Genomic DNA, 20,940 nt, shown 5'->3' with positions numbered 1-20,940 from the left:
GGCCCGGTCGGCGGGAGATGCCGCGGGCCCGCCGGGGGCCTGCCAGAGCATTTCCAGCCGTTTCCGGTCGGGAATGAACCCGTCTCCCTGAAGGACCGTCCTAGAGGGCGCAATGTAGCCGGATGCGCTTTTGGCACCGGATTAAAGCTCTCTCGCAGAACTACGGGATGCGATGTCTGTCAGGATAGATGGGGAAATGTCGGGCGGGGTTCCGGACAGTGAGGTGCGCCACCGCGACGGTCGGCTGCACAAGGTGCTGCGCGGGCCACGCCCGGAGGCGGTGCCCACCTGGGTCGCCAGAGCCTGCACCCTCGTCGGCCTCCTGAACGTCGCGGCGGGCGTCTTCCCCCGTTTCCGGCACAGCCGTATGCACGCCATCGCCGAGGTGCTGCCCGGCGCGCTCGGCCCCTTCGCCGCCGCGCTCGCGCTCAGCTCCGGCATCCTGCTGCTCCTTCTCGCGCACGGGCTGCGGCGCCACAAGCGGCGGGCCTGGCGGGCCGCCGTGGTGCTGCTGCCCGCGGGCGCCGCGGCGCAGTTCGCGTACCGGCACTCGATCATCGGCGTCGTCATCTCGATCGCGCTCCTGGCGCTTCTGCTGCGCCATCGGAGTGAGTTCACCGCCCTGCCCGACCCGCGCAGCCGCTGGCGTGCCCTCGCCAACTTCGTCCTCCTCGGTGCCGGATCGATTCTGCTGGGTCTGGTGATCGTCAGCGTCCACCCCGGCAAGACCATCGGTGACCCCAGCATCACCGATCGTCTGGAGCACGTCCTCTACGGCCTCTTCGGCTTCGAGGGCCCGGTCGACTACTACGGACGCACGTCCTGGACGGTCGGTTTCTCCCTCGGCGCCCTCGGCATGCTCACCGCCCTCACCACCATCTACCTGGCCTTCCGCCCCGAGCACCCGGCCGCGCGCCTCACCGAGGACGACGAGACGAAGCTGCGCGCCCTGCTCGACAGGCACGGCGGCCGCGACTCCCTCGGCCACTTCGCGCTCCGCCGCGACAAGGGCGTCGTCTTCTCCCCCAGCGGCAAGGCCGCCGTCACCTACCGCGTCGTCTCCGGAGTGATGCTCGCCAGCGGCGACCCGATCGGCGACGTCGAGGCCTGGCCCGGCGCGATCGAGCGCTTCATGGACGAGGCGAAGGCCCACTCCTGGACCCCGGCCGTCATGGGCTGCTCCGAGACGGGCGGCGAGGTGTGGACCCGCGAGACCGGCCTGGACGCCCTGGAACTGGGTGACGAGGCGGTGGTGGACGTCGCGGATTTCTCCCTGTCCGGGCGTGCGATGCGCAACGTACGCCAGATGGTCAAGCGGATCGAGCGCAATGGCTACGAGACGCGCGTACGGCGCATCCGTGACCTGGGCGAACAGGAGCTCACCCGGATCCAGCGGGCCGCCGAGGCCTGGCGCGGCACCGACACCGAGCGCGGCTTCTCCATGGCGCTCGGCCGCATCGGCGACCCGGACGACGGCGACTGTCTGATCGCCACCGCCCACAAGGCCGACGAGGAGCCGGGCCCCTACGGCGACCTGAAGGCTGTCCTGCACTTCGTTCCGTGGGGCAAGGACGGCGTCTCCCTGGACCTCATGCGCCGCGACCGCGCGGCCGACCCCGGCATGAACGAGCTCCTCATCGTCGCCGCCCTCCAGGCGGCCCCCAAGCTCGGCATCGCGCGCGTGTCCCTCAACTTCGCCATGTTCCGCGCGGCCCTCGCACGCGGCGAGAAGATCGGCGCGGGCCCGGTCCTGCGCGCCTGGCGCGGCCTGCTGGTGTTCCTGTCCCGCTGGTTCCAGATCGAGTCCCTGTACAAGTTCAACGCGAAGTTCCGCCCCCGCTGGGAGCCCCGCTTCGTCGTCTACCGCTCCAGCAAGGACCTCCCCCGCATCGGCTTCGCCGCGATGCAGGCCGAGGGCTTCGTCACGCTCGCCCTGCCGCGCTTCCTGCGCCGGGGCACGCCCCAGCGCCGCCCCTGCCCGCACCGGGCCGCGGAGCGGGAGGTCCAGGCGGCGTAATCGCACCGCTTCCGGGCTGAGGGCCTGTCGTTTGGGTCAGGCCCTAGGCTGGAGGTATGAGTACGTTGCGCGGGCGGGGATCGGTCCAGGGGCTGCCGGAGTGGGACCGCTGTGCGGTCATGGGCGTGGTGAACGTGACGCCGGACTCCTTCTCCGACGGCGGGCGCTGGTTCGACACGACGGCCGCCGTCAAGCACGGCATCGACCTGGTCGCCCAGGGCGCCGACCTCGTCGACGTCGGCGGCGAGTCCACCCGCCCCGGCGCACCCCGCGTGGACGAGGACGAAGAGCTCAAGCGCGTCGTCCCCGTCGTCCGCGGCCTGGCCGCGGAGGGCGTCACGGTCTCCGTGGACACGATGCGCGCCACCGTCGCCGAGCAGGCGCTCGCGGCCGGCGCCGTCCTCGTCAACGACGTCAGCGGCGGCCTCGCCGACCCGCGCATGGTCCCGGCGGTCGCCGCCGCGCACGCCCCCTTCGTGGTCATGCACTGGCGCGGCTTCCTCACCGACATCCACGCCGAGCCGCACTACGAAGACGTGCTCTCCGAAGTCGTCGACGAGCTCCACGCGCGCGTGCAGGCCGCCATCGAGGGCGGCATCGCCCCCGAGCGCATCGTCGTCGACCCGGGCCTCGGCTTCTCCAAGGAGGCCGAGCACGACCTGACGCTCCTCGCCCACCTGGAGCGCCTGCGCGACCTCGGCCACCCGGTCCTCGTCGCCGCCTCCCGCAAGCGGTTCCTCGGCCGCGTCCTCGCGGGCCCCGAGGGCGCCCCGCCGCCCGCCCGCGAGCGCGACGCCGCCACCGCCGCCGTCTCCGCCATCGCCGCCCACCAGGGCGCCTGGGCGGTCCGCGTGCACGAGGTGCGGGCGACCGCCGACGCGGTCCGCGTCGCCCGCGCCGTGACCGGCGCGGCTGGCGGCCCTCGGTGACCGCCGCCAGGACCGACATCGAGCAGGTACAACTCGCCAACACGGCGTTCTACGAAGCACTCGAACGCGGCGACTTCGACGAGGTCTCCGACCTCTGGCTGGACTCCGGGGACACCCCGGAGGGCTCAGGGGACGCGGAGGACACCGAGGGCGCCGAAGGCGCGGAGGGCGGTGACACGGCCGGTGACGCCGTCTCCTGCGTCCACCCCGGCTGGCCGGTCCTGACGGGCCGCGGCGAGGTCCTCAGGTCGTACGCGCTGATCATGGCGAACACCGAGTACATCCAGTTCTTCCTCACCGACCTGAAGGTCGGCGTGGCCGGCGACACCGCTCTGGTGACGTGCACGGAGAACATCCTCAGCGGCGGCCCGCCCCCGGAGGGCGGCGGCGAGCTCGGCCCGCTCGTGGGCCAGCTCGTGGTCGCCACGAATGTGTTTCGCCGCACACCCGACGGCTGGAAGCTGTGGTCGCACCACGCCTCCCCCGTCCTCGCGGAAACCGACGACGAAGAGGGTGAGGAGACCCCCACCTGAGTGGGTAGACGCGCTTCGACCAGTGTGTGCCGAGGCGCCCGACGGGCCCCGCGGGCGAGTGCTGTCAGTGCTCGCAGGTAGATTCGATCGAGGCTGGTGTGCCGACCGCACTCGGTACAGGCCGGCCGATACCGACGATTGCAGGAGTGATTCGCGTGGATCGTGTCGCGCTGCGCGGCCTCAAGGCCCGCGGGCACCACGGTGTCTATCCGCGGGAGCGCGAAGAAGGCCAGACCTTCATCGTGGACCTGGTGCTCGGCCTGGACACACGAGCGGCCGCGGCCGACGACGACCTGGCGAAGACGGTGCACTACGGAATCGTGGCCGAAGAGGTCGTGGCCGTCGTCGAGGGCGAACCCGTCGACCTCATCGAGACGCTCGCGGAGCGCATCGCCCAGGCGTGTCTCAAGCACGACGGAGTTCTGGAGGTCGAGGTCTGCGTGCACAAGCCGGACGCCCCGATCACCGTCCCCTTCGACGACGTGACCGTCACCATCACCCGGAGCCGAGTATGACTGCGCCCTTCAAAGCGGGTCAGAGCGACCCCACCGTCCAGCCGGTGCCCACCTCCGTCGTCGCGCAGGTGGACGCCGCGGACTCGACGCTGTCCAACCCCCAGCGCGCCGTGATCTCCCTCGGCAGCAACCTGGGCAACCGCCTGGAGACGCTGCAGGGCGCCGTCGACGCCCTGGAGGACACCCCCGGCCTGCGGGTCAAGGCGGTCTCTCCGGTGTACGAGACCGAGCCCTGGGGCGTCGACCCCGGCACCCAGCCCTCGTACTTCAACGCGGTCGTCGTGGTGAAGACGACCCTGCCGCCCGCCTCGCTCCTGGAGCGCGCGCAGGCGGTCGAGGAGGCCTTCCACCGCGTGCGGGACGAGCGCTGGGGCCCGCGCACCATCGACGTGGACATCGTGGCGTACGCGGACGTGGTCTCCGACGACCCGGCCCTCACGCTGCCCCACCCGCGCGCCCACGAGCGCGCCTTCGTCCTCGCTCCCTGGCACGATGTGGAGCCCGAGGCCCAGCTGACCGGCCGGGGCCCGGTCGCGAAGCTGCTCGACGCGGTCACCCTGGACGGCGTGGCTCCCCGCGCCGACCTGGAACTCCGACTGCCGGAGTAGTCGTTGGAGAAGGCGGTCGAGGTAAGCAAGCCGATGAAGGGTCACCCGTGAAGGAACTGCGCATCAGGACACTGGTCGGCCTCTTCCTCGCGGCCGGAGTCCTGTCCTGGTCGGGCGCCCGCCTCTGGGACTCCGTCGGCACCCTGCCGCGCGTTCCGCTGGCCGCGCCCATCGTGCTCGCGGTCATCGCCGTCACCCTCCTCGCGACGGCGCTGTCCCTGCGTTCCCGGCTCAAGGCCCAGCGCGAGCGGCGCCCCGGCGCCAAGGGCGTCGAGCCGATGATGGCCGCCCGCGCGGTCGTCTTCGGCCAGGCGAGCGCCCTGGTCGCGGCCCTGGTCGCGGGGATGTACGGCGGGACGGGTGTGTTCCTGCTCGAGTCCCTCGACATCCCGCCCCGCCGCGACCAGGCGGTGTACGCGGGGCTTTCGGTCCTGATGGGCATCGCGGTGATAGCGGCCGGCTTCTTCATGGAGCGCGTCTGCAAGCTCCCCGAGGACGACGACGAGAACGGCGAGACGCCCGCGGCGGCGTAGGCCCCGCCCACCGGAACGCCCTGGCGGGCGCTACAGCAGCGTGCCGCCCTCGACCTCCGTCTCCCCCAGGATCCGCTCCAGACGCCCGAGGACGTCCGCGTCCAGCCGTACGTGCGCGGCCGCGAGGTTCTCCTCGATGTGCTTCGGCGTACGGCTGCCGGGGATCGGCACCACGTTCGGGTCCTGGTGCAGCAGCCAGGCGAGCGCCAGCTGCGCCGGGGTGATGTCCAGCTCCTGTGCCACGCCCCGCACGGGCGCGAAGCGGTCGTTGTTGGCCTTGAGATTCGCAGCGTCGAAGCGCGGCGCGTTCTGCCGGAAGTCGCCCTCCGTGACCTGGCCGACCGTGCCGGTGAGGAAGCCGGCGCCCAGCGGCGACCACGGCACGAGCCCGACCCCGAGCTCCCGCGCCGCCGCGAGGAGTTCCGGCTCCGCGGGCTTCCACATCGACCACTCGATCTGCACCGCCGACACGGGGTGCACGGCGTGCGCGGCCCGCAGTTGGGCGGCCGTCACGTTCGAGAGGCCGAGGTGCCGTACGAGTCCGTCCCGGATCAGCTCGGCGACCGCCCCGACGGTGTCCTCCAGGGGGATCTGCGGGTCGGGGAAGTGCGGGTAGTACAGGTCGATGTAGTCCGTCTCCAGACCCCGCAGGCTCGCCTCGGCATAGCCGCGTACGTGCTTCGGGTCGCCGTTGACCGCCAGCTCACCGAAGGCGTAGCCGATGGGGAAGGGGTGCGGCTCCACGCCCTCCGGCAGCCGGAAGCCGAACTTGGTGGCTATCGCGACCTGGTCGCGGCGTCCCCGCAGGGCCTTGCCGATGAGGCGTTCGTTGTGGCCGTCGGCGCCGTAACCGTCGGAGGTGTCGATGATCGTGGCACCCGCGTCGACCGCCGCGAGGAGAGCCCGCTCGCCGCGCTCGTCGTCGACCTCGCCGTAGACGCCCGGGGAGAGGACCATGGCGCCGTAACCGAGGGCGGAGACCTCCAGGCCGCCGAGCTTGCGGGTGGGCAGGGACTGCGTGCTCGTATTCGTCATACACGCAGTCTTTCGGCCACCACCCCCACCGTCCACCGCTTTCGGCCACAACGACCGCACACAGCAGGCGAGTTGAGCGGAACGAAGGCCTCCGTCCCGCTCGGATCCGGCGGCTGCCTCAGCGGGCCATGATCAGGCTCATCGCCTCGTTGCGCGTCGCGGGGTCGCGCAGCTGGCCGCGGACCGCGGAGGTGATGGTCTTGGCGCCGGGCTTGCGGATGCCGCGCATCGACATGCACATGTGCTCGCACTCCACGACGACGATGACGCCGCGCGGCTCCAGGATCTCCATCAGCGAGTCCGCTATCTGCGTCGTCATGCGCTCCTGCACCTGCGGACGGCGCGCGTACACATCCACGAGGCGGGCCAGCTTCGACAGGCCGGTGATCTTGCCGGAGGTGGACGGGATGTACCCCACGTGCGCCACGCCGCGGAACGGCACCAGGTGGTGCTCACAGCAGGAGGTGACCTCGATGTCCTTCACCAGGACCATCTCGTCGTGGCCGAGATCGAACGTCGTCGTCAGCACGTCCTCGGGCTTCTGCCAGAGCCCGGCGAATATCTCCCTGTACGCCCGCGCGACGCGTCCCGGGGTCTCACGCAGCCCCTCCCGGTCGGGGTCCTCCCCCACGGCGATGAGCAGCTCGCGTACGGCGTTCTCGGCCCGCTTCTCGTCGAACTCGCCGATCAGGCCATCGCCGTCCAGCGTCACCGGGTCGGTCATCTTGTGCCTCGTTCCTGTGCGTCTCACGCGGGCGTACGAAATAAGCCGCGCCCCCAGGCTAGAACCAGGGGGGCGCGGCATCCATTCCGGGCCTGCTGAGGCGAGCGGGATCAGCTCTCGGGGCGGTCCTCCGGGGCCACCTCGAGGGGCTGCTCCGTGCTGCCCGACGTGACCGCCGGGGTCGCGCCGTTCGCACCGTTCGTCAGCGACAGCTCCTTGGGGGAGAGCACCGGCGGGCGGGTCGAGGGCGTGCGCCGCGAGGAGCCGGTCCACGCCGGGCGGGCCGGGCGCTTCACGATGGTCGAGAAGATCTCGGCGATCTCTTCCTTGCCGAGCGTCTCCTTCTCCAGGAGCTGCAGGACCAGGTTGTCGAGCACGTCGCGGTTCTCGACGAGGATCTCCCACGCCTCGTTGTGCGCGGTCTCGATGAGCTTCTTGACCTCTTCGTCGACCAGCGCCGCGACCTCTTCCGAGTAGTCGCGCTGGTGGCCCATCTCGCGGCCGAGGAAGGGCTCGGTGTTGTCGCCGCCGAACTTGATCGCGCCGAGCCGCTCGGTCATGCCGTACTGCGTGACCATCGCGCGGGCCGTGCCCGTGGCCTTCTCGATGTCGTTCGCCGCGCCCGTCGTCGGGTCGTGGAAGACGAGCTCCTCGGCCGCGCGCCCGCCCAGCATGTACGCCAGCTGGTCGAGCATTTCGTTGCGCGTGGTCGAGTACTTGTCCTCTTCGGGCAGGACCATGGTGTAACCCAGGGCCCGGCCGCGGGACAGAATCGTGATCTTGTGGACCGGGTCCGAGTTCGGTGAGGCCGCCGCGACCAGGGCGTGTCCGCCCTCGTGGTACGCGGTGATCTTCTTCTCCTTGTCGGACATGATCCGGGTCCGCTTCTGCGGGCCCGCCACGACGCGGTCGATCGCCTCGTCGAGCATGCTGTTGTCGATCAGCTTCTTGTCGCTGCGGGCGGTGAGCAGCGCGGCCTCGTTGAGGACGTTGCTCAGGTCCGCGCCGGTGAAGCCCGGCGTGCGACGGGCGACCGCGGAGAGGTCGACGTCCGGGGCGACCGGCTTGCCCTTCTGGTGAACCTTGAGGATCTCCAGACGGCCCTGCATGTCCGGGCGGTCGACGGCGATCTGCCGGTCGAAGCGGCCCGGGCGCAGCAGCGCCGGGTCGAGGATGTCGGGGCGGTTCGTGGCGGCGATCAGGATGACGCCGCCCTTCACGTCGAAGCCGTCCATCTCGACGAGCAGCTGGTTCAGCGTCTGCTCGCGCTCGTCGTGGCCACCGCCGAGACCGGCACCGCGGTGACGGCCGACGGCGTCGATCTCGTCGACGAAGACGATCGCCGGGGCGTTCGCCTTGGCCTGCTCGAAGAGGTCACGCACACGGGAGGCACCGACACCGACGAACATCTCGACGAAGTCGGAACCGGAGATCGAGTAGAACGGGACTCCGGCCTCACCGGCGACGGCACGCGCGAGGAGCGTCTTACCGGTACCGGGCGGGCCGTAGAGCAGCACGCCCTTGGGGATCTTGGCGCCGACGGCCTGGAACTTCGCCGGCTCCTGGAGGAACTCCTTGATCTCGTGGAGCTCCTCGACCGCCTCGTCGGACCCCGCCACGTCGGCGAACGTCGTCTTCGGGGTGTCCTTGGTGATGAGCTTCGCCTTGGACTTCCCGAAGTTCATGACCCGGGAGCCGCCGCCCTGCATCTGGTTCATCAGGAACAGGAAGACGACGACGATCAGGACGAAGGGGAGCAGGGAGAGCAGGATGCCGACGAACGGGTTCTGCTTGGACGGCGAGACGGTATAACCGTCCGGGATGTCCTTGGTCTGGTACTTGGACTGCAGGGTCTTGGCGAGGTCGACGCCCTGGTCGCCGATGTAGCTCGCCTGGATCTTGCTGCTGTCCTTGACCTTCTGGCCGTCCTTGAGCTCGACCTTGATGATCTGCTCGTCACCGGTGGTGATCTTTGCGGACTCGACCTTGTTGTCGTTGATCGCCTGGACGACCTGGCCGGTGTCCACCGTCTTGTAGCCACCGGACGAGCCGACGACCTGCATCAACACGACCACGGCAAGGACGGCCAGCACGATCCACATGACTGGCCCACGGAAGTATCGCTTCACGTCCATCCATACGGAGCGATGACGCCCCGTCCCTCCTGCCATAGTGAGTTTGATAAAGACTGTTCTTCGGACGGTACCCCAGCATTGTGACCCGAAGCTGCCCGGGACTGCTGGCAATCCGGCCTTCGCATGCTCCAACGTCGGGAAACGGGTGAGGGTTCCCCTGCGTCGTACGCGGCGCGCTCGGCGGACCGCTCGGCGGCCCTACGAGACGTCAGCCGCCGTAGACGTGCGGAGCGAGCGTCCCGACGAACGGGAGGTTGCGGTACTTCTCGGCGAAGTCGAGGCCGTACCCCACGACGAACTCGTTCGGGATGTCGAAGCCGATCCACTTCACGTCGATCGCGACCTTGGCCGCCTCGGGCTTGCGCAGCAGTGTGCACACCTCGAGGGAGGCGGGCTCGCGCGAGCCGAGGTTGGACAGCAGCCAGGACAGCGTCAGACCGGAGTCGATGATGTCCTCGACGATCAGGACGTGCTTGCCCTTGATGTCGGTGTCCAGGTCCTTGAGGATCCGCACGACGCCGGAGGACTGGGTCCCCGCGCCGTACGACGAAACGGCCATCCAGTCCATCGTGACGGGAGTGGACAGCGCACGCGCCAGGTCCGCCATGACCATCACAGCGCCCTTGAGGACGCCGACGATCAGCAGGTCCTTGCCCGCGTACTCCGCGTCGATCTTGGCGGCCAGCTCGGCCAGCTTCGCGTCGATCTCTTCTTTGGTGATGAGCACCGACTGGAGGTCGGTGCCCATGTCTTTCGCGTCCACCCGCATCACTTTCGGTCGTCCCACCGGCCGACTCGGCCCGCCAGTCACACGGGCCTCTCGTCAGCCTTGCCGGATCACCAGTCTGCCACCCTGGCGCTGAGCCACGACTTTGCCCGGGAGGTTGATGGCTCCCTGGCCGCGCCAGCCCGTGATCAGACGGTCGACCTCTTCGATGTGCCGGGCGAAGAGCGAACCCGCGGGGGCGCCCGCGTCGATGGCGGCCCGGCGGACGATGCGGCGGCGCACCGCGGGGGGCAGCGCGTAGAGCTTCGCGCACTCCAGGAGGCCGGTGGAGTCGCGCACGGTCGTCTCGGCCTGGGCGGCCCAGGTGTCGAGGGCGTCGGCGTCGTCCCTGGACAGCTGCGCCGTGCGGGCGAGCGCCTCGACGACGCCCTTGCCGAGCGCCTTCTCCAGGGCGGGCAGGCCCTCGTGGCGCAGCCGGGAGCGGGTGTACGCCGGGTCGGCGTTGTGCGGGTCGTCCCAGACGGGCAGCGACTGGACCATGCACGCCTTGCGGGCGGTCTGCCGGTCCAGGTGCAGGAAGGGGCGGCGGTAACGGCCGGCGACCCCCGAGGTCGCCGCCATTCCGGACAGCGAGCGGATCCCGGAGCCGCGGGCGAGGCCGAGCAGGACGGTCTCGGCCTGGTCGTCACGGGTGTGGCCGAGCAGGACGGCGGCCGCCGAATGCCGTTCGGCGGCGGCGTCCAGGGCTGCGTAGCGCGCGTCGCGGGCGGCGGCCTCGGGGCCTCCGTCGCGGCCCACGGACACGGCCACGGAGTCGACCGGGGTCAGGCCGAGCGCGGTGAGGCGCACGACGACTTCCGCGGCGCGCAGGTCGGAGCCGGGCTGCAGGCCGTGGTCGACGGTGATGCCGCCGGCGCGCATGCCGAGCTTGGGGGCCTCGAAGGCGAGCGCGGAGGCGAGCGCCATGGAGTCGGCGCCGCCGGAGCAGGCGACGAGCACGAGCGGCGACGCGGGCTGCTCGTGCGGGGGGTGCGGGGGCAGCGGGGGGCGTGGGGGGTCGTTCTCGGAGGTGCGCTGTAGGTCGGTCAGGACGTCGTGGAGTACGCGGCGGACCGCCAGGCGTATCGCCGCGACCGCAGGATGGGGACCCATGTCCGGTTCCCTTCGTGAAGTTCGGGGGTGAGCTCGGACCAGTCACTCAGGACCCACTCGGGTCGTCCGGCCCTCGGGGGGCCTCGCTTCCCGCGCGTTCGGTCACTCAGAGTGTGTCGATGGTGACAGAGCCGAGCCGTTACCCGAGCATTGCACGCCTACCCATCGCCTACGGTCCCTCGGACGGGTGATTACGGGGGCGTTCTCCTGCCATCGGCCGCTTCCGGCCTGTCAGTCTCCCTTACGGTGCACCCGCGCGACCCAGTCCGCCGGTTTGGCGATCTCCGCCTTCGTGGGCAGCGTGTTCGGCGACGTCCACACGCGGTTGAAGCCGTCCATGCCGACCTCGTCGACGACGGCGCGCACGAAGCGCTCGCCGTCGCGGTACTGGCGCAATTTGGCGTCGAGACCGAGGAGCTTGCGCAGCGCCTGGTCGAGGCGGCTCGCGCCGCGGGCCCTGCGCTGCTGGAACTTCTCCCGGATCTCGCCGACGGACGGCACGACGTCCGGGCCCACGCCGTCCATCACGAAGTCCGCGTGGCCCTCGAGCAGGGACATCACGGCTGTCAGGCGGGCGAGGATCTCGCGCTGGGCGGGGGTCTGGACGAGCTCGACGAGGGAGCGGCCGCCCTCGGACTCCTCGCCCTCCGCCGCGTCGGTACGGCCGCCCGCGAAGGTCTGGGCGGCCTCCCTGACGCGCTCCAGGACCGTCATCGGGTCGACCTCGGTCTCGCCGAGGAACGACTGGATCTCGGCCTCCAGGTGGTCGCGCAGCCACGGCACGGCGGTGAACTGCGTGCGGTGCGTCTCCTCGTGGAGGCAGACCCAGAGGCGGAAGTCGTGGGGGTCCACGTCGAGCTCGCGCTCCACGTGCACGATGTTCGGGGCGACCAGGAGGAGCCTGCCGCCGCCGTTCGCTCCCGCGGGGAGGTCGCGGGTAGCCGGGGCGAACGTCTCGTACTGCCCGAGGACGCGGGAGGCGAGGAACGACAGGAGCATGCCGAGCTCCACGCCCGTCACCTTGCCGCCGACCGCGCCCAGCACGGCGCCGCCGGGGCCCGTGCGGCGGTCCTGCATCTTGTCGAGGAGGGGCTTCAGGATCTCCCTGAACCCCGCGACGTTCGCCCTGACCCAGCCGGCCCTGTCCACCACGAGGACCGGGGTGTCGTGGGTGGCCTCCGTCCCCATCCTCGTGAAGGAACGGACGTGTTCCTCCGAGGATTTGGCGTGCCGACGGAGCTCCGCGACGACGGCTCGCGCCTCGTCGCGGCTCACCTCGGGGCCCGGCCTCACGAGGCGGGTCGCGGTCGCCACCGCGAGATTCCAGTCGACCATCTCGGCACCACCGATGCTCGTCATGCGCTCAACGGTACGTGCTGGCTCCCTCCTGTGGAGGGGCTGGCATCCCTGACATTGCCCTGGAGCCTGCCCCTAGGGCCCGTTTGGGGCGGGTGGGCCTCGGTTGCTCCCGCGCGGGCCCGGTGGGGGTTGCTCGCGCAGTTCCCCGCGCCCCTGGCGGCGGCTCCCGGGCGTTCGGGTTTCAGGGCCCGGCGATCAGTCGTTCAGGGGGCTTTTAGCGGCAGCCGCAGTTCGCCACTGTTGAGGCCATGTGGTCCAGGGCCCTCTGGGCCGACTGGGGGTCCGTCGTGCCTGTGGTCATGAAGGCGAAGACCAGGAGGCGGCCGTCCGCGTCCACCACCGTTCCCGCGAGGCTGTTCACGCCCGTCAGCGTGCCGGTCTTGGCGCGGACCACCCCCGTGCCCGGCGAGTCCTTGGGGTAGCGGTCGACGAGCGTGCCGGTGAAGCCCGCCACGGGCAGGCCCGTGACGACCGAGCGGAGTTCGGGGCGGCCCGGGTCCGCCGCGTGGTCCAGGAGCGCGGCGAGGAGCTCCGCGGAGACGCGGTCGGCACGGTCCAGGCCGCTGCCGTCGGCGAACTTCGTGCCGGAGAGGGGGAGTTTCTGCTTGGAGAGGGTGGCGCGCACCGCCTTGCCCGCGCCGTCGAAGCTCGCCGGCTCCTTCGCGGCGATCGCCGCCTGGCGGGCCAGCGCCTCGGCGATGTCGTTGTCGCTGTGCGTCAGCATCCGTTCGACCAGCGCCGACAGCGGCGGCGACTCGACCTTCGCCAGGGCCTCGGCGCGGTCCGATGCCTTGGAGGGGCCCGGGGTCGCCTCGGGGGGTGTTGATGTGTCGATGCCCTTGTCGCGGAGGAACGAAGCGAATTTCCTCGTCGCCTCGCCCGCCGGGTCCGCCGTGCGCGGTGCGGGGCCGCTCGTGGAGTCGTCCAGGCGGCCCTCGTCGGCCATGAGGGCGCTGACCGGCGTGATGTTCTCGTTCGGGCCGATCGGGTGCTGCACGGGGCCGGAGTACAGCGACGTGTCGTACGAGAGCTTGATCTTGTCGATGCCGCGGCTCTTGAGGGAGCGTGCCGTGTCCTCGGCGAGGGTACGCAGGCTCGCCGCCGTGTCCGTGTAGCGGCCGTCCTTGCGGGCGGTGAGTGTGGGGTCGCCGCCGCCGACCAGGACGACGTCAGGAGCGGCCGAGGAGCCGGCGGGTTCGATCACCGTCTTCGTGGCGATGCGGTGGTCCGGGCCCACCGCGGACAGCGCCGCGACGGCCGTGGCGATCTTGATGGTCGACGCGGGCGTCAGGCCGTCGCCCGCGCTCTTGCCGTAGACGGGCTTCCCCGTGGCCGCGTCGAGCACGACGGCCGACCGCTTCGGACCGAGCGCCGGATCCCGCATGAGCGGATCGAGCACCTCCGCCAGCGCGGAGTCCGTCGGTGCCGGTGCCACCCCCGCGGGCGCGCCGAGCCCCGCGAGCACCGAAGGGGCGCTCGGAGCCGCTTCGGGCTCGCTCCCGGGCGCCCGACCAGCGTGATCTGCGCCACCCCAGGCCTCCTGGGAAGCGGCCCGGTCCCGCTCCGCCGTACGCTGACCGGAGGAGTCCCAAGGGCCGGCCGCGGCCACCGCCCCGGCCGCGATGACCAGGCCGAAGGCGGCGGACCCAGCTGTGAGCTGCCAGGTCGTGAGCTTCCCGGAGAACCCGGAGAGCTTGGTGGCGGAAGGCTTTGGCAGCTGTCTCAAAAGCTGTCGAGGCCGCTGCCAAGGCTTGAGCTCCGGCACGACGACCAGCCCCTTTCGCGATCACACATCTGCGTGAGGGACACTTAATCACCCGAAGTATGTGCTGATCATGGAGGAGCCACCCGTGGAGTTCGACGTCACCATCGAGATTCCGAAGGGTTCGCGGAACAAGTACGAGGTGGACCACGAGACCGGCCGGATCCGTCTGGACCGTCGCCTCTTCACGTCGACCAGCTACCCCGCGGACTACGGCTTCGTCGAGAACACCCTCGGCGAGGACGGTGACCCGCTGGACGCCCTGGTCATCCTGGACGAGCCGACCTTCCCGGGCTGCCTCATCAAGTGCCGCGCGATCGGCATGTTCCGGATGACCGACGAGGCGGGCGGCGACGACAAGCTGCTCTGCGTCCCGGCCTCCGACCCGCGCGTGGAGCACCTGCGCGACATCCACCACGTCTCCGAGTTCGACCGCCTGGAGATCCAGCACTTCTTCGAGGTCTACAAGGACCTGGAGCCCGGCAAGTCCGTCGAGGGCGCCGACTGGGTCGGCCGCGCGGACGCCGAGGCCGAGATCGAGCGTTCCTACAAGCGCTTCAAGGACGAGGGCGGCCACTGAGCCACTCGCCCCGGACGGGCCGCGCGACCCAAGGGGGTCACGCGGCCCGTTCGTGTATCTGTGCCCATACTGGCCATACGGAGGGTGCGTACGAGTCGTATGAAAAGTGAGGGCATCAGTGGCCGAGCAGGAGGCCGAGGACCGCAAGCCGCAGTCGGACGAAGCACGCAGCGCGTTCGTGCAGCCCAGCGGTGTGGTGGCGCAGCCACCGGCCCCTGAGGACGAGTCCCAGACGACGTCCGAGTTCGCCATTCCCACCGGTCTCGCGACACCGTCGTCGACGACGCAGGAGACCGAGAAGTCGGCGTTCACCACGCCGCACACCTACACCTCCCGCAACGCCCCGCAGGCGTTCACGCCCGCGCAGGGCATACCCCTGGTGAAGCTCACCAAGGACGTGCCGTGGCAGGACCAGATGCGCACGATGCTGCGCATGCCGGTCACCGAGCGGCCCGCTCCCGAGCCCGCGCAGAAGCAGGAGGACGACAGCGGGCCCGCCGTGCCGCGCGTGCTCGACCTGACCCTGCGTATCGGCGAGCTGCTGCTCGCGGGCGGTGAGGGCGCCGAGGACGTGGAGGCGGCGATGTTCGCCGTCTGCCGCTCGTACGGCCTCGACCGCTGCGAGCCGAACGTGACGTTCACGCTCCTGTCGATCTCGCACCAGCCCTCGCTGGTCGACGACCCGGTCACGGCCTCCAGGACGGTGCGCAGGCGCGGCACCGACTACACGCGTCTCGCGGCCGTCTTCCACCTGGTGGACGACATCAGCGACCCGGACCTGGAGATCTCCCTGGAGGAGGCCTACCGTCGGCTCGCGGGCATTCGGCGTAACCGTCACCCCTATCCCGGCTGGGCCCTCACGGCCGCCAGCGGGCTCCTCGCGGGCTCCGCGTCGGTTCTGGTGGGCGGTGGCGCGCTGGTCTTCCTGGTGGCCGCCGTGGGCGCGATGCTCGGCGACCGGCTCGCCTGGCTGTGCGCGGGGCGCGGGCTGCCGGAGTTCTACCAGTTCGTGGGCGCCGCGATGCCGCCCGCGGGGATGGGTGTGGCGCTCAGCTTCGTGCACACCGAGGCGTCCATGGCCTCGGCGGTGATCACGGGTGGGCTCTTCGCGCTGATCCCGGGGCGAGCCCTGGTGGCGGGCGTGCAGGACGGTCTGACCGGCTACTACATCACCGCGGCCGCACGTCTCCTTGAGGTCATGTACCTCATCGTGGGCATCGTCTGCGGTGTGCTGCTCGTGCTGTCGCTCGGCGTCATGCTCGACGCGACGAACCTGACTCCGGAGACGAAGTTCGGCGTGACGTCGTCGCGGCCGGTCATCCAGATCCTGGCGTCGATGGCACTGAGTCTGGCGTTCGCGATCCTGCTTCAGCAGGAACGTAACACCGTGCTGATGGTGACCCTCAACGGCGGCATCGCCTGGGTCATGTTCGGGGCGCTGGCGCAGACGCCGCTGGAGCTCTCGCCCGTCGCCGCGACGGCCGTGGCGGCCGGTCTGGTGGGCCTGTTCGGGCAGCTCTTCTCGCGGTACCGGTTCGCGTCGTCACTGCCGTACGTGACGGCGGCGATCGGGCCGCTGCTGCCCGGTAGCGCGACGTACTTCGGGCTGCTCGCGCTGGCGCAGAACGACCTGAACACGGGCATGAACTCGCTCACCAAGGCCGTCGCGACGGCCCTGGCCATCGCGATCGGCGTGAACCTGGGGAGCGAGGTCTCCCGGCTGATCCTGAAGGTGCCGGGCGCGGCCTCGGCGGCGAACCGCCGCGCGGCCAAGCGGACGCGCGGCTTCTGAGTCCTCTCGCGGAGTGCGTCAGCGCTTGGCGTGGCGGCCGCGCTGCTGCGCCGGGGGCGTGCCCGGAGCGCCTTCCGCGGCCATGGCCTTCTTGGACTTGCTGCGCGCGCGCAGGAACTCGATGGCGATCGGCACCACCGAGACGAGGACGATCAGGATGAGGATCGCCTCGATGTTCTTGTGCACGAACTCGATGTTGCCGAGCCAGGCGCCGAGCAGCGTGACGCCCGCGCCCCACATGACGCCGCCGATGATGTTGAACGTGATGAACGAGCGGTACCGCATGCCGGAGACGCCGGCGATGATCGGCGTGAAGGTGCGCACGATCGGCACGAAGCGGGCCAGGACCAGGGACTTCGGGCCGTACTTCTCGAAGAAGTCGTGGGCCTTGACCACGTTCTCCTGCTTGAAGAGCTTGGAGTCCGGGCGGTTGAAGAGCGAGGGGCCGACCTTCTTGCCGAAGAGGTAGCCCGCCTGGTCGCCGAGGATCGCGGCCATGCAGATCAGCAGGCAGGCCAGCCACAGCGGGGTGTCCAGCTTGTTCGTGGTGATCAGCAGGCCGGTGGTGAACAGCAGCGAGTCACCCGGCAGGAAGAAGCCGATGAGCAGGCCCGACTCCGCGAAGACGATCACCAGCAGGCCCCAGAGACCGAACTGGTTGAGCAGGTAGTCCGGATCCAACCAGCTTGGTCCGAGCGCAAGCGTCGTCACGGTTCCGGGCTCCTGAGGGGTGAGGGGGCGGGGCGGCGGCAGGTGCAGCCCCCCAAATTTAGCAACGCGCCGCGGCCCGGCCAGGTTCCAGTGCCCTTCTCCCGCCGCACCGTGCGACAACTGGGACATGGCCGGGCCGCTCAGGCCTCACCCGTTGCGTGCCGCGTTCGCGAGGATCGCGTCCCGCAGGTACACCGCCAGGCCCGGCCTGATGGCTTCGTAGAAGGCCGTGAACCGCTCGTCGGCCACATACATCTCGCCGAGACAGGTGTGCATCTCGTGCGAGCAGGCGTAGTGGTTCGCCGTGATGAAGCGGCGGTGCTCCTCGGCGGCGTCCATGGCCTCCGCGGAGTCCGCGGGCACACCGCGGCCCAGCAGGTCGCCCACGCGCGCGTGGACCGCGTCGAGCTCGTCGTTGATCCGCTTCCAGTCGTCCTTGGTGTACGAGGCGGCCTTGCGCTGCGACTCGCGGTAGGCGTCCGTGTCGCCCCAGCGCTGCTCGACCTCCTCGGCGTACTGGTCGGGATCGTGGTCCCCGAAGACCTCGAACTTCTCCTCGGGCGTGAGGTTGATGCCCATCTTCTTCGCCTCCATGGCAGTCTCGACGGCGGCGGCCATCTCCTGGAGCCGGTGGATCCGCGCGGTCAGCAGTCCGTGCTGACGGCGCAGGTGGTCCCGCGGGTCCGTGTCCGGGTCGTCCAGAAGGGCCGCCACCTCGTCGAGGGGGAAGCCGAGCTCCCGGTAGAACAGGATCTGCTGCAGCCGGTCGAGGTCGTCGTCGCCGTAGCGACGGTGACCCGCGTGGCTGCGCCCGCCGGGAACCAGCAGGCCGATCTCGTCGTAGTGGTGCAGCGTGCGCACGGTCACTCCGGCGAAAGCGGCGACCTGTCCCACGGACCAGCTCATGGCGTCCGCCCTTCGTCTCTCGGTTCGCGCATCAGCCTCTGTCCTCACGTCGCGTGAGGTGCAAGCGCGACAGCGGGGCAACCGGTGCTACCCCGTCGCGTACGGGTTCTCCTGGCCGTCCGCGAGCACCGCCACGAAGGGTTCGCCCTCGCCCGCGAAGGTGTACGCGCCGCCCTCCACGCGCGCGATGAGGCTCTTGGTCCACTCCGCGCCCGTGTCGGCCGAGTGCACCCAGTAGTTCATGATCTCCCCGATGTGGCCCAGCTGTTCGGGGCCCTCCGCCGGCGTGTAGTACTCGGTGACGGAGGCCCGCCACTCCTCCATGCGGCGCACCCGCTCCTTGAGGAGGGCGACGGCCTCCTCGCGCGGCAGGTCCACCATGAAGCCGAGCGCGGCCGTGAGGATGTCCGGCCGCTGGTCGTACGTCGTCAGGGACTCGCGGAGGAGGGAGAGGAACTCCTCCGTGCCCTGCTCCGTGATCTCGTACTCCGTGCGGGGCGGGCCGCCCACCGTGGAGGGGGCGACCTCGTGGGCGCGCAGCATGCCCTGCTTCGCCAGCTGCTTCAGGGCGTGGTAGATCGACCCGGGCTTGGCGTTGGACCACTCATGGGCGCCCCAGTACTCCAGGTCGTTGCGGACCTGGTAGCCGTGGGCGCGGCCGTGCTGGCGCACGGCCCCCAGGACAAGGAGCCGGATCGCTGACATGTACCGCGCCCTTCCACTCAGCCCCCCGAGTCATCAATTTTGACTAGGGTAGCCCTGCTCCAGCGCCACCAGCTCGAAGGCCGTCCTGCCGTCCAGCGACTCGCGGATGATGTCGGCGTGGCCCGCGTGCCGTCCGATCTCCTCGACCAGGTGCAGCATCAGCCAGCGCATCGACACGGCGCCGTCCTTCGGGAACCACGGCGCCTCGGGCAGCGGGAAGGTGTCGTCGAGGCTCGGGACCTCGCGGATGAACGCCTCGGTCTCGCGGGCGACCCCGTCCCAGAACGCCAGCGTCTCCGCGAGCGTCTCGCCCTCCACGAGGACGAATCCGTCGCCCCACGTCTCCTGCGTGCGGGCCTTCTCGTTGGGCTTCTGCTGCGCCATGCGGAGCCAGTTGAGCTCCACCTCCGCGACGTGCTTCACGAGGCCGCCGAGGGTCAGCTCACTGGCGCTCGGGCGGGTCTTCGCCTGCTCGTCGGTGAGGCCGATGACCGAGCGGCGGATGCCGCCGCGCTGCGCCTCCACGAAGGCGATCAGGGCGCCCCGCTCGTCGCCGTGGGCTTCCGCGCTGACGTGGGTGACCATGGTGTCCGCCTCTCTCCCGCCCGCTGTCGCGGGCCGTTCCGCCGGGCTCGTCCGCCGGGCTTTTTCGACACCACAGACGCTACGGAGCCTTGCGGTCAGTTTCTGTCCGCAAGGCTCCGGGAGCAGGAAGAAATCGAGGTGGATCAGAACGGGAAGCGCGATCGGCCGTGCTGCACCGAGATCCACTTCTGCGTGGTGAACGCGTCGACCGTCGACTCGCCGTTCAGCCGCCCGATGCCGCTGTTCTTCTCGCCGCCGAACGGCACGATCGGCTCGTCGTGCACGGTGCCGTCGTTCACGTGGATCATGCCGGTCCTGACGCGCTTGGCGATGCGTACGCCGCGCTCCGTGTCGGCGGTGTGCACGGCGCCACTCAGGCCGTACGGCGTGTCGTTGGCGATGCGGACCGCCTCGTCCTCGCCGTCGAAGGGCAGCAGCAGGGCGACGGGACCGAAGATCTCCTGGGTGCGGACCGGGGAGTCCTCGGGCAGGTCGGTCAGGACCGAGGGGGCGACCAGGTTGCCCTCGGCGCGCCCCTGCAGCAGCGCCTTCGCGCCCGCCGCGACGGCCTGCTCGACGACAGCCGTGACGGCGTCCGCCTGCGAGGAGTTGATGAGCGGGCCGATGTGGGTGGCGGGGTCGGCCGGGTCGCCGACCTTCAGGCCCGCGACCTTGTCGACGAACTTCTCCGTGAACTCCGCCAGCACGGACCGGTCCACGAGGATGCGGTTGGCGGCCATGCAGACCTGGCCCTGGTGCACGAAGCGGCTGAAGACCGCCGCGTCCACCGCGTAGTCGATGTCGGCGTCGTCCAGGACGATCAGCGCGCTGTTGCCGCCCATCTCCAGGATGGAGCGCTTGAAGTGCGAGGCGCAGACCGTCGCGACATGGCGGCCCACACGGTCCGAGCCGGTGAAGGAGATGACGCTCGGCACGGTGTTCTCGAGGAAGGCGTCGCCTATCTCGGCTATGTCCGTGATCACTACGTTGAGCAGACCGGCCGGCAGGCCCGCGTCCTCGAAGACCTTCGCCACCAGGCTGCCGCCGAGGACGGGCGCGTTCTGGTGCGGCTTGAGCACCACGGCGTTGCCGAGGGCGAGCGCGGGGGCGACACTCTTGATCGACAGGAGGAACGGGAAGTTGAACGGGCTGATGACGCCCACCACACCGACCGGGACGCGGTAGAGGCGGTTCTCCTTGCCTTCGTCCGGGGACGGCAGGACGCGGCCCTCGGGGCGCAGCGCGAGATGGACGGCCTCGCGCAGGAACTCCTTGGTGAGGTGGAGCTCGAAGGCGGCCTTGAGGCGCGTGCCGCCGAGCTCGGCGACGATCGCCTCGGTGATCTCTTCCTCGCGGTCCTCGACGATCCGCAGGGCGCGCTCGAAGACGGCTCGGCGCGTGTAGGGGTTCGTCTCCGCCCAGTCCCGCTGCGCCCGCTCGGCCGCGCGGTAGGCCTGGTCGACCTCGTCCGCCGTGGCGACCGTGATGGACGCCAGCTTCTCCCCGTCGTACGGATTGAAGTCGATGATGTCCCAGGAACCCGACCCGGCCTTCCACTCCCCGTCGATGTACTGATTGGCCAGGTCGGTGAAGAAGGACATGAGCGGACCCCTTGCCGCGGCAGCAGACGGC

20 protein-coding genes are annotated in these 20,940 nt (G+C 70.4%); 8 read left to right on the top strand and 12 right to left on the bottom strand.

Annotated elements, in window-relative coordinates; genetic code table 11:
* Positions 1-196: 196 nt before the first annotated feature.
* The 6 genes from DEJ49_RS20405 to DEJ49_RS20380 all read left to right on the top strand — a co-directional run bounded on the left by DEJ49_RS20405 (position 197) and on the right by DEJ49_RS20380 (position 5,135).
* Positions 197-2,017, top strand: a complete 1,821-nt coding sequence (locus DEJ49_RS20405) for a phosphatidylglycerol lysyltransferase domain-containing protein (protein WP_150185452.1) — start codon at positions 197-199, stop codon at positions 2,015-2,017.
* A gap of 56 nt (positions 2,018-2,073) precedes the next feature.
* Positions 2,074-2,946, top strand: a complete 873-nt coding sequence (gene folP / locus DEJ49_RS20400) for a dihydropteroate synthase (RefSeq protein WP_150185451.1) — start codon at positions 2,074-2,076, stop codon at positions 2,944-2,946.
* The gene (locus tag DEJ49_RS20395) at positions 2,943-3,479 is read left to right on the top strand and encodes a nuclear transport factor 2 family protein (RefSeq protein WP_150185450.1); all 537 of its coding nucleotides are present in this window, start codon (positions 2,943-2,945) and stop codon (positions 3,477-3,479) included. Before folP ends, DEJ49_RS20395 begins: the two co-directional genes overlap by 4 nt.
* Positions 3,480-3,634: 155 nt before the next feature.
* Positions 3,635-3,994 (top strand): dihydroneopterin aldolase, encoded by a 360-nt coding sequence (gene folB / locus DEJ49_RS20390; RefSeq protein ID WP_055565731.1) that lies wholly within the window; start codon positions 3,635-3,637, stop codon positions 3,992-3,994.
* Complete coding sequence (gene folK, locus DEJ49_RS20385) at positions 3,991-4,602, top strand: 2-amino-4-hydroxy-6-hydroxymethyldihydropteridine diphosphokinase (RefSeq protein WP_150185449.1); 612 nt, start codon at positions 3,991-3,993, stop codon at positions 4,600-4,602. Before folB ends, folK begins: the two co-directional genes overlap by 4 nt.
* A gap of 47 nt (positions 4,603-4,649) precedes the next feature.
* The gene (locus DEJ49_RS20380) at positions 4,650-5,135 is read left to right on the top strand and encodes a DUF3180 domain-containing protein (protein ID WP_150185448.1); all 486 of its coding nucleotides are present in this window, start codon (positions 4,650-4,652) and stop codon (positions 5,133-5,135) included.
* Between the two features lie 30 nt (positions 5,136-5,165).
* Here the strand turns inward: DEJ49_RS20380 and DEJ49_RS20375 are convergent, their stop codons facing one another.
* The 7 genes from DEJ49_RS20375 to dacB form a co-directional block, all read right to left on the bottom strand.
* On the bottom strand, positions 5,166-6,170 hold the full coding sequence (locus DEJ49_RS20375; RefSeq protein ID WP_150185447.1) for an aldo/keto reductase: 1,005 nt from the start codon (positions 6,168-6,170) through the stop codon (positions 5,166-5,168).
* 118 nt (positions 6,171-6,288) lie between these two features.
* Positions 6,289-6,894 carry a GTP cyclohydrolase I FolE gene (gene folE, locus DEJ49_RS20370; RefSeq protein WP_150185446.1) on the bottom strand — a complete coding sequence of 202 codons (606 nt, stop codon included), beginning with the start codon at positions 6,892-6,894 and terminating at the stop codon, positions 6,289-6,291.
* A gap of 110 nt (positions 6,895-7,004) precedes the next feature.
* Entirely contained in the window at positions 7,005-9,029 is a 2,025-nt protein-coding gene (ftsH, locus tag DEJ49_RS20365; RefSeq protein ID WP_150185445.1) for an ATP-dependent zinc metalloprotease FtsH, read from the bottom strand.
* 208 nt (positions 9,030-9,237) lie between these two features.
* Positions 9,238-9,798 (bottom strand): hypoxanthine phosphoribosyltransferase, encoded by a 561-nt coding sequence (hpt, locus tag DEJ49_RS20360; protein ID WP_150175769.1) that lies wholly within the window; start codon positions 9,796-9,798, stop codon positions 9,238-9,240.
* 54 nt (positions 9,799-9,852) lie between these two features.
* A complete protein-coding gene (gene tilS / locus DEJ49_RS20355) occupies positions 9,853-10,908 on the bottom strand; it encodes a tRNA lysidine(34) synthetase TilS (RefSeq protein WP_150185444.1) in 1,056 nt (351 codons plus the stop codon).
* Between the two features lie 231 nt (positions 10,909-11,139).
* A complete protein-coding gene (locus DEJ49_RS20350; protein WP_150185443.1) occupies positions 11,140-12,267 on the bottom strand; it encodes a zinc-dependent metalloprotease in 1,128 nt (375 codons plus the stop codon).
* Positions 12,268-12,481: 214 nt separating this feature from the next.
* The gene (gene dacB, locus DEJ49_RS20345; protein WP_411757181.1) at positions 12,482-13,993 is read right to left on the bottom strand and encodes a D-alanyl-D-alanine carboxypeptidase/D-alanyl-D-alanine-endopeptidase; all 1,512 of its coding nucleotides are present in this window, start codon (positions 13,991-13,993) and stop codon (positions 12,482-12,484) included.
* 124 nt (positions 13,994-14,117) lie between these two features.
* Here dacB and DEJ49_RS20340 point away from each other — a divergent pair, with 124 nt between their 5' ends.
* Both DEJ49_RS20340 and DEJ49_RS20335 read left to right on the top strand, forming a co-directional pair.
* Positions 14,118-14,609 (top strand): inorganic diphosphatase, encoded by a 492-nt coding sequence (locus tag DEJ49_RS20340; protein WP_055701044.1) that lies wholly within the window; start codon positions 14,118-14,120, stop codon positions 14,607-14,609.
* A gap of 118 nt (positions 14,610-14,727) precedes the next feature.
* On the top strand, positions 14,728-16,401 hold the full coding sequence (locus DEJ49_RS20335; protein WP_150185441.1) for a threonine/serine exporter ThrE family protein: 1,674 nt from the start codon (positions 14,728-14,730) through the stop codon (positions 16,399-16,401).
* Positions 16,402-16,419: 18 nt separating this feature from the next.
* Here DEJ49_RS20335 and DEJ49_RS20330 read toward each other — a convergent pair whose 3' ends face one another.
* The 5 genes from DEJ49_RS20330 to DEJ49_RS20310 all read right to left on the bottom strand — a co-directional run bounded on the left by DEJ49_RS20330 (position 16,420) and on the right by DEJ49_RS20310 (position 20,909).
* Positions 16,420-17,112, bottom strand: a complete 693-nt coding sequence (locus DEJ49_RS20330; protein WP_150185440.1) for a DedA family protein — start codon at positions 17,110-17,112, stop codon at positions 16,420-16,422.
* A gap of 147 nt (positions 17,113-17,259) precedes the next feature.
* On the bottom strand, positions 17,260-18,018 hold the full coding sequence (locus tag DEJ49_RS20325) for a MerR family transcriptional regulator (RefSeq protein WP_150185439.1): 759 nt from the start codon (positions 18,016-18,018) through the stop codon (positions 17,260-17,262).
* Between the two features lie 87 nt (positions 18,019-18,105).
* Positions 18,106-18,723, bottom strand: a complete 618-nt coding sequence (locus DEJ49_RS20320) for a PadR family transcriptional regulator (protein WP_150185438.1) — start codon at positions 18,721-18,723, stop codon at positions 18,106-18,108.
* A gap of 33 nt (positions 18,724-18,756) precedes the next feature.
* Complete coding sequence (locus DEJ49_RS20315; protein ID WP_150185437.1) at positions 18,757-19,308, bottom strand: DinB family protein; 552 nt, start codon at positions 19,306-19,308, stop codon at positions 18,757-18,759.
* A gap of 143 nt (positions 19,309-19,451) precedes the next feature.
* On the bottom strand, positions 19,452-20,909 hold the full coding sequence (locus tag DEJ49_RS20310; RefSeq protein ID WP_150185436.1) for an aldehyde dehydrogenase family protein: 1,458 nt from the start codon (positions 20,907-20,909) through the stop codon (positions 19,452-19,454).
* Positions 20,910-20,940: the final 31 nt, after the last annotated feature.

The sequence above is a fragment of the Streptomyces venezuelae genome, assembly GCF_008642335.1.
GTDB lineage: Bacteria > Actinomycetota > Actinomycetes > Streptomycetales > Streptomycetaceae > Streptomyces > Streptomyces venezuelae_F.
Note: the sequence above shows the minus strand (reverse complement) of the source record. Positions and strands in the feature narration are given on the sequence as shown.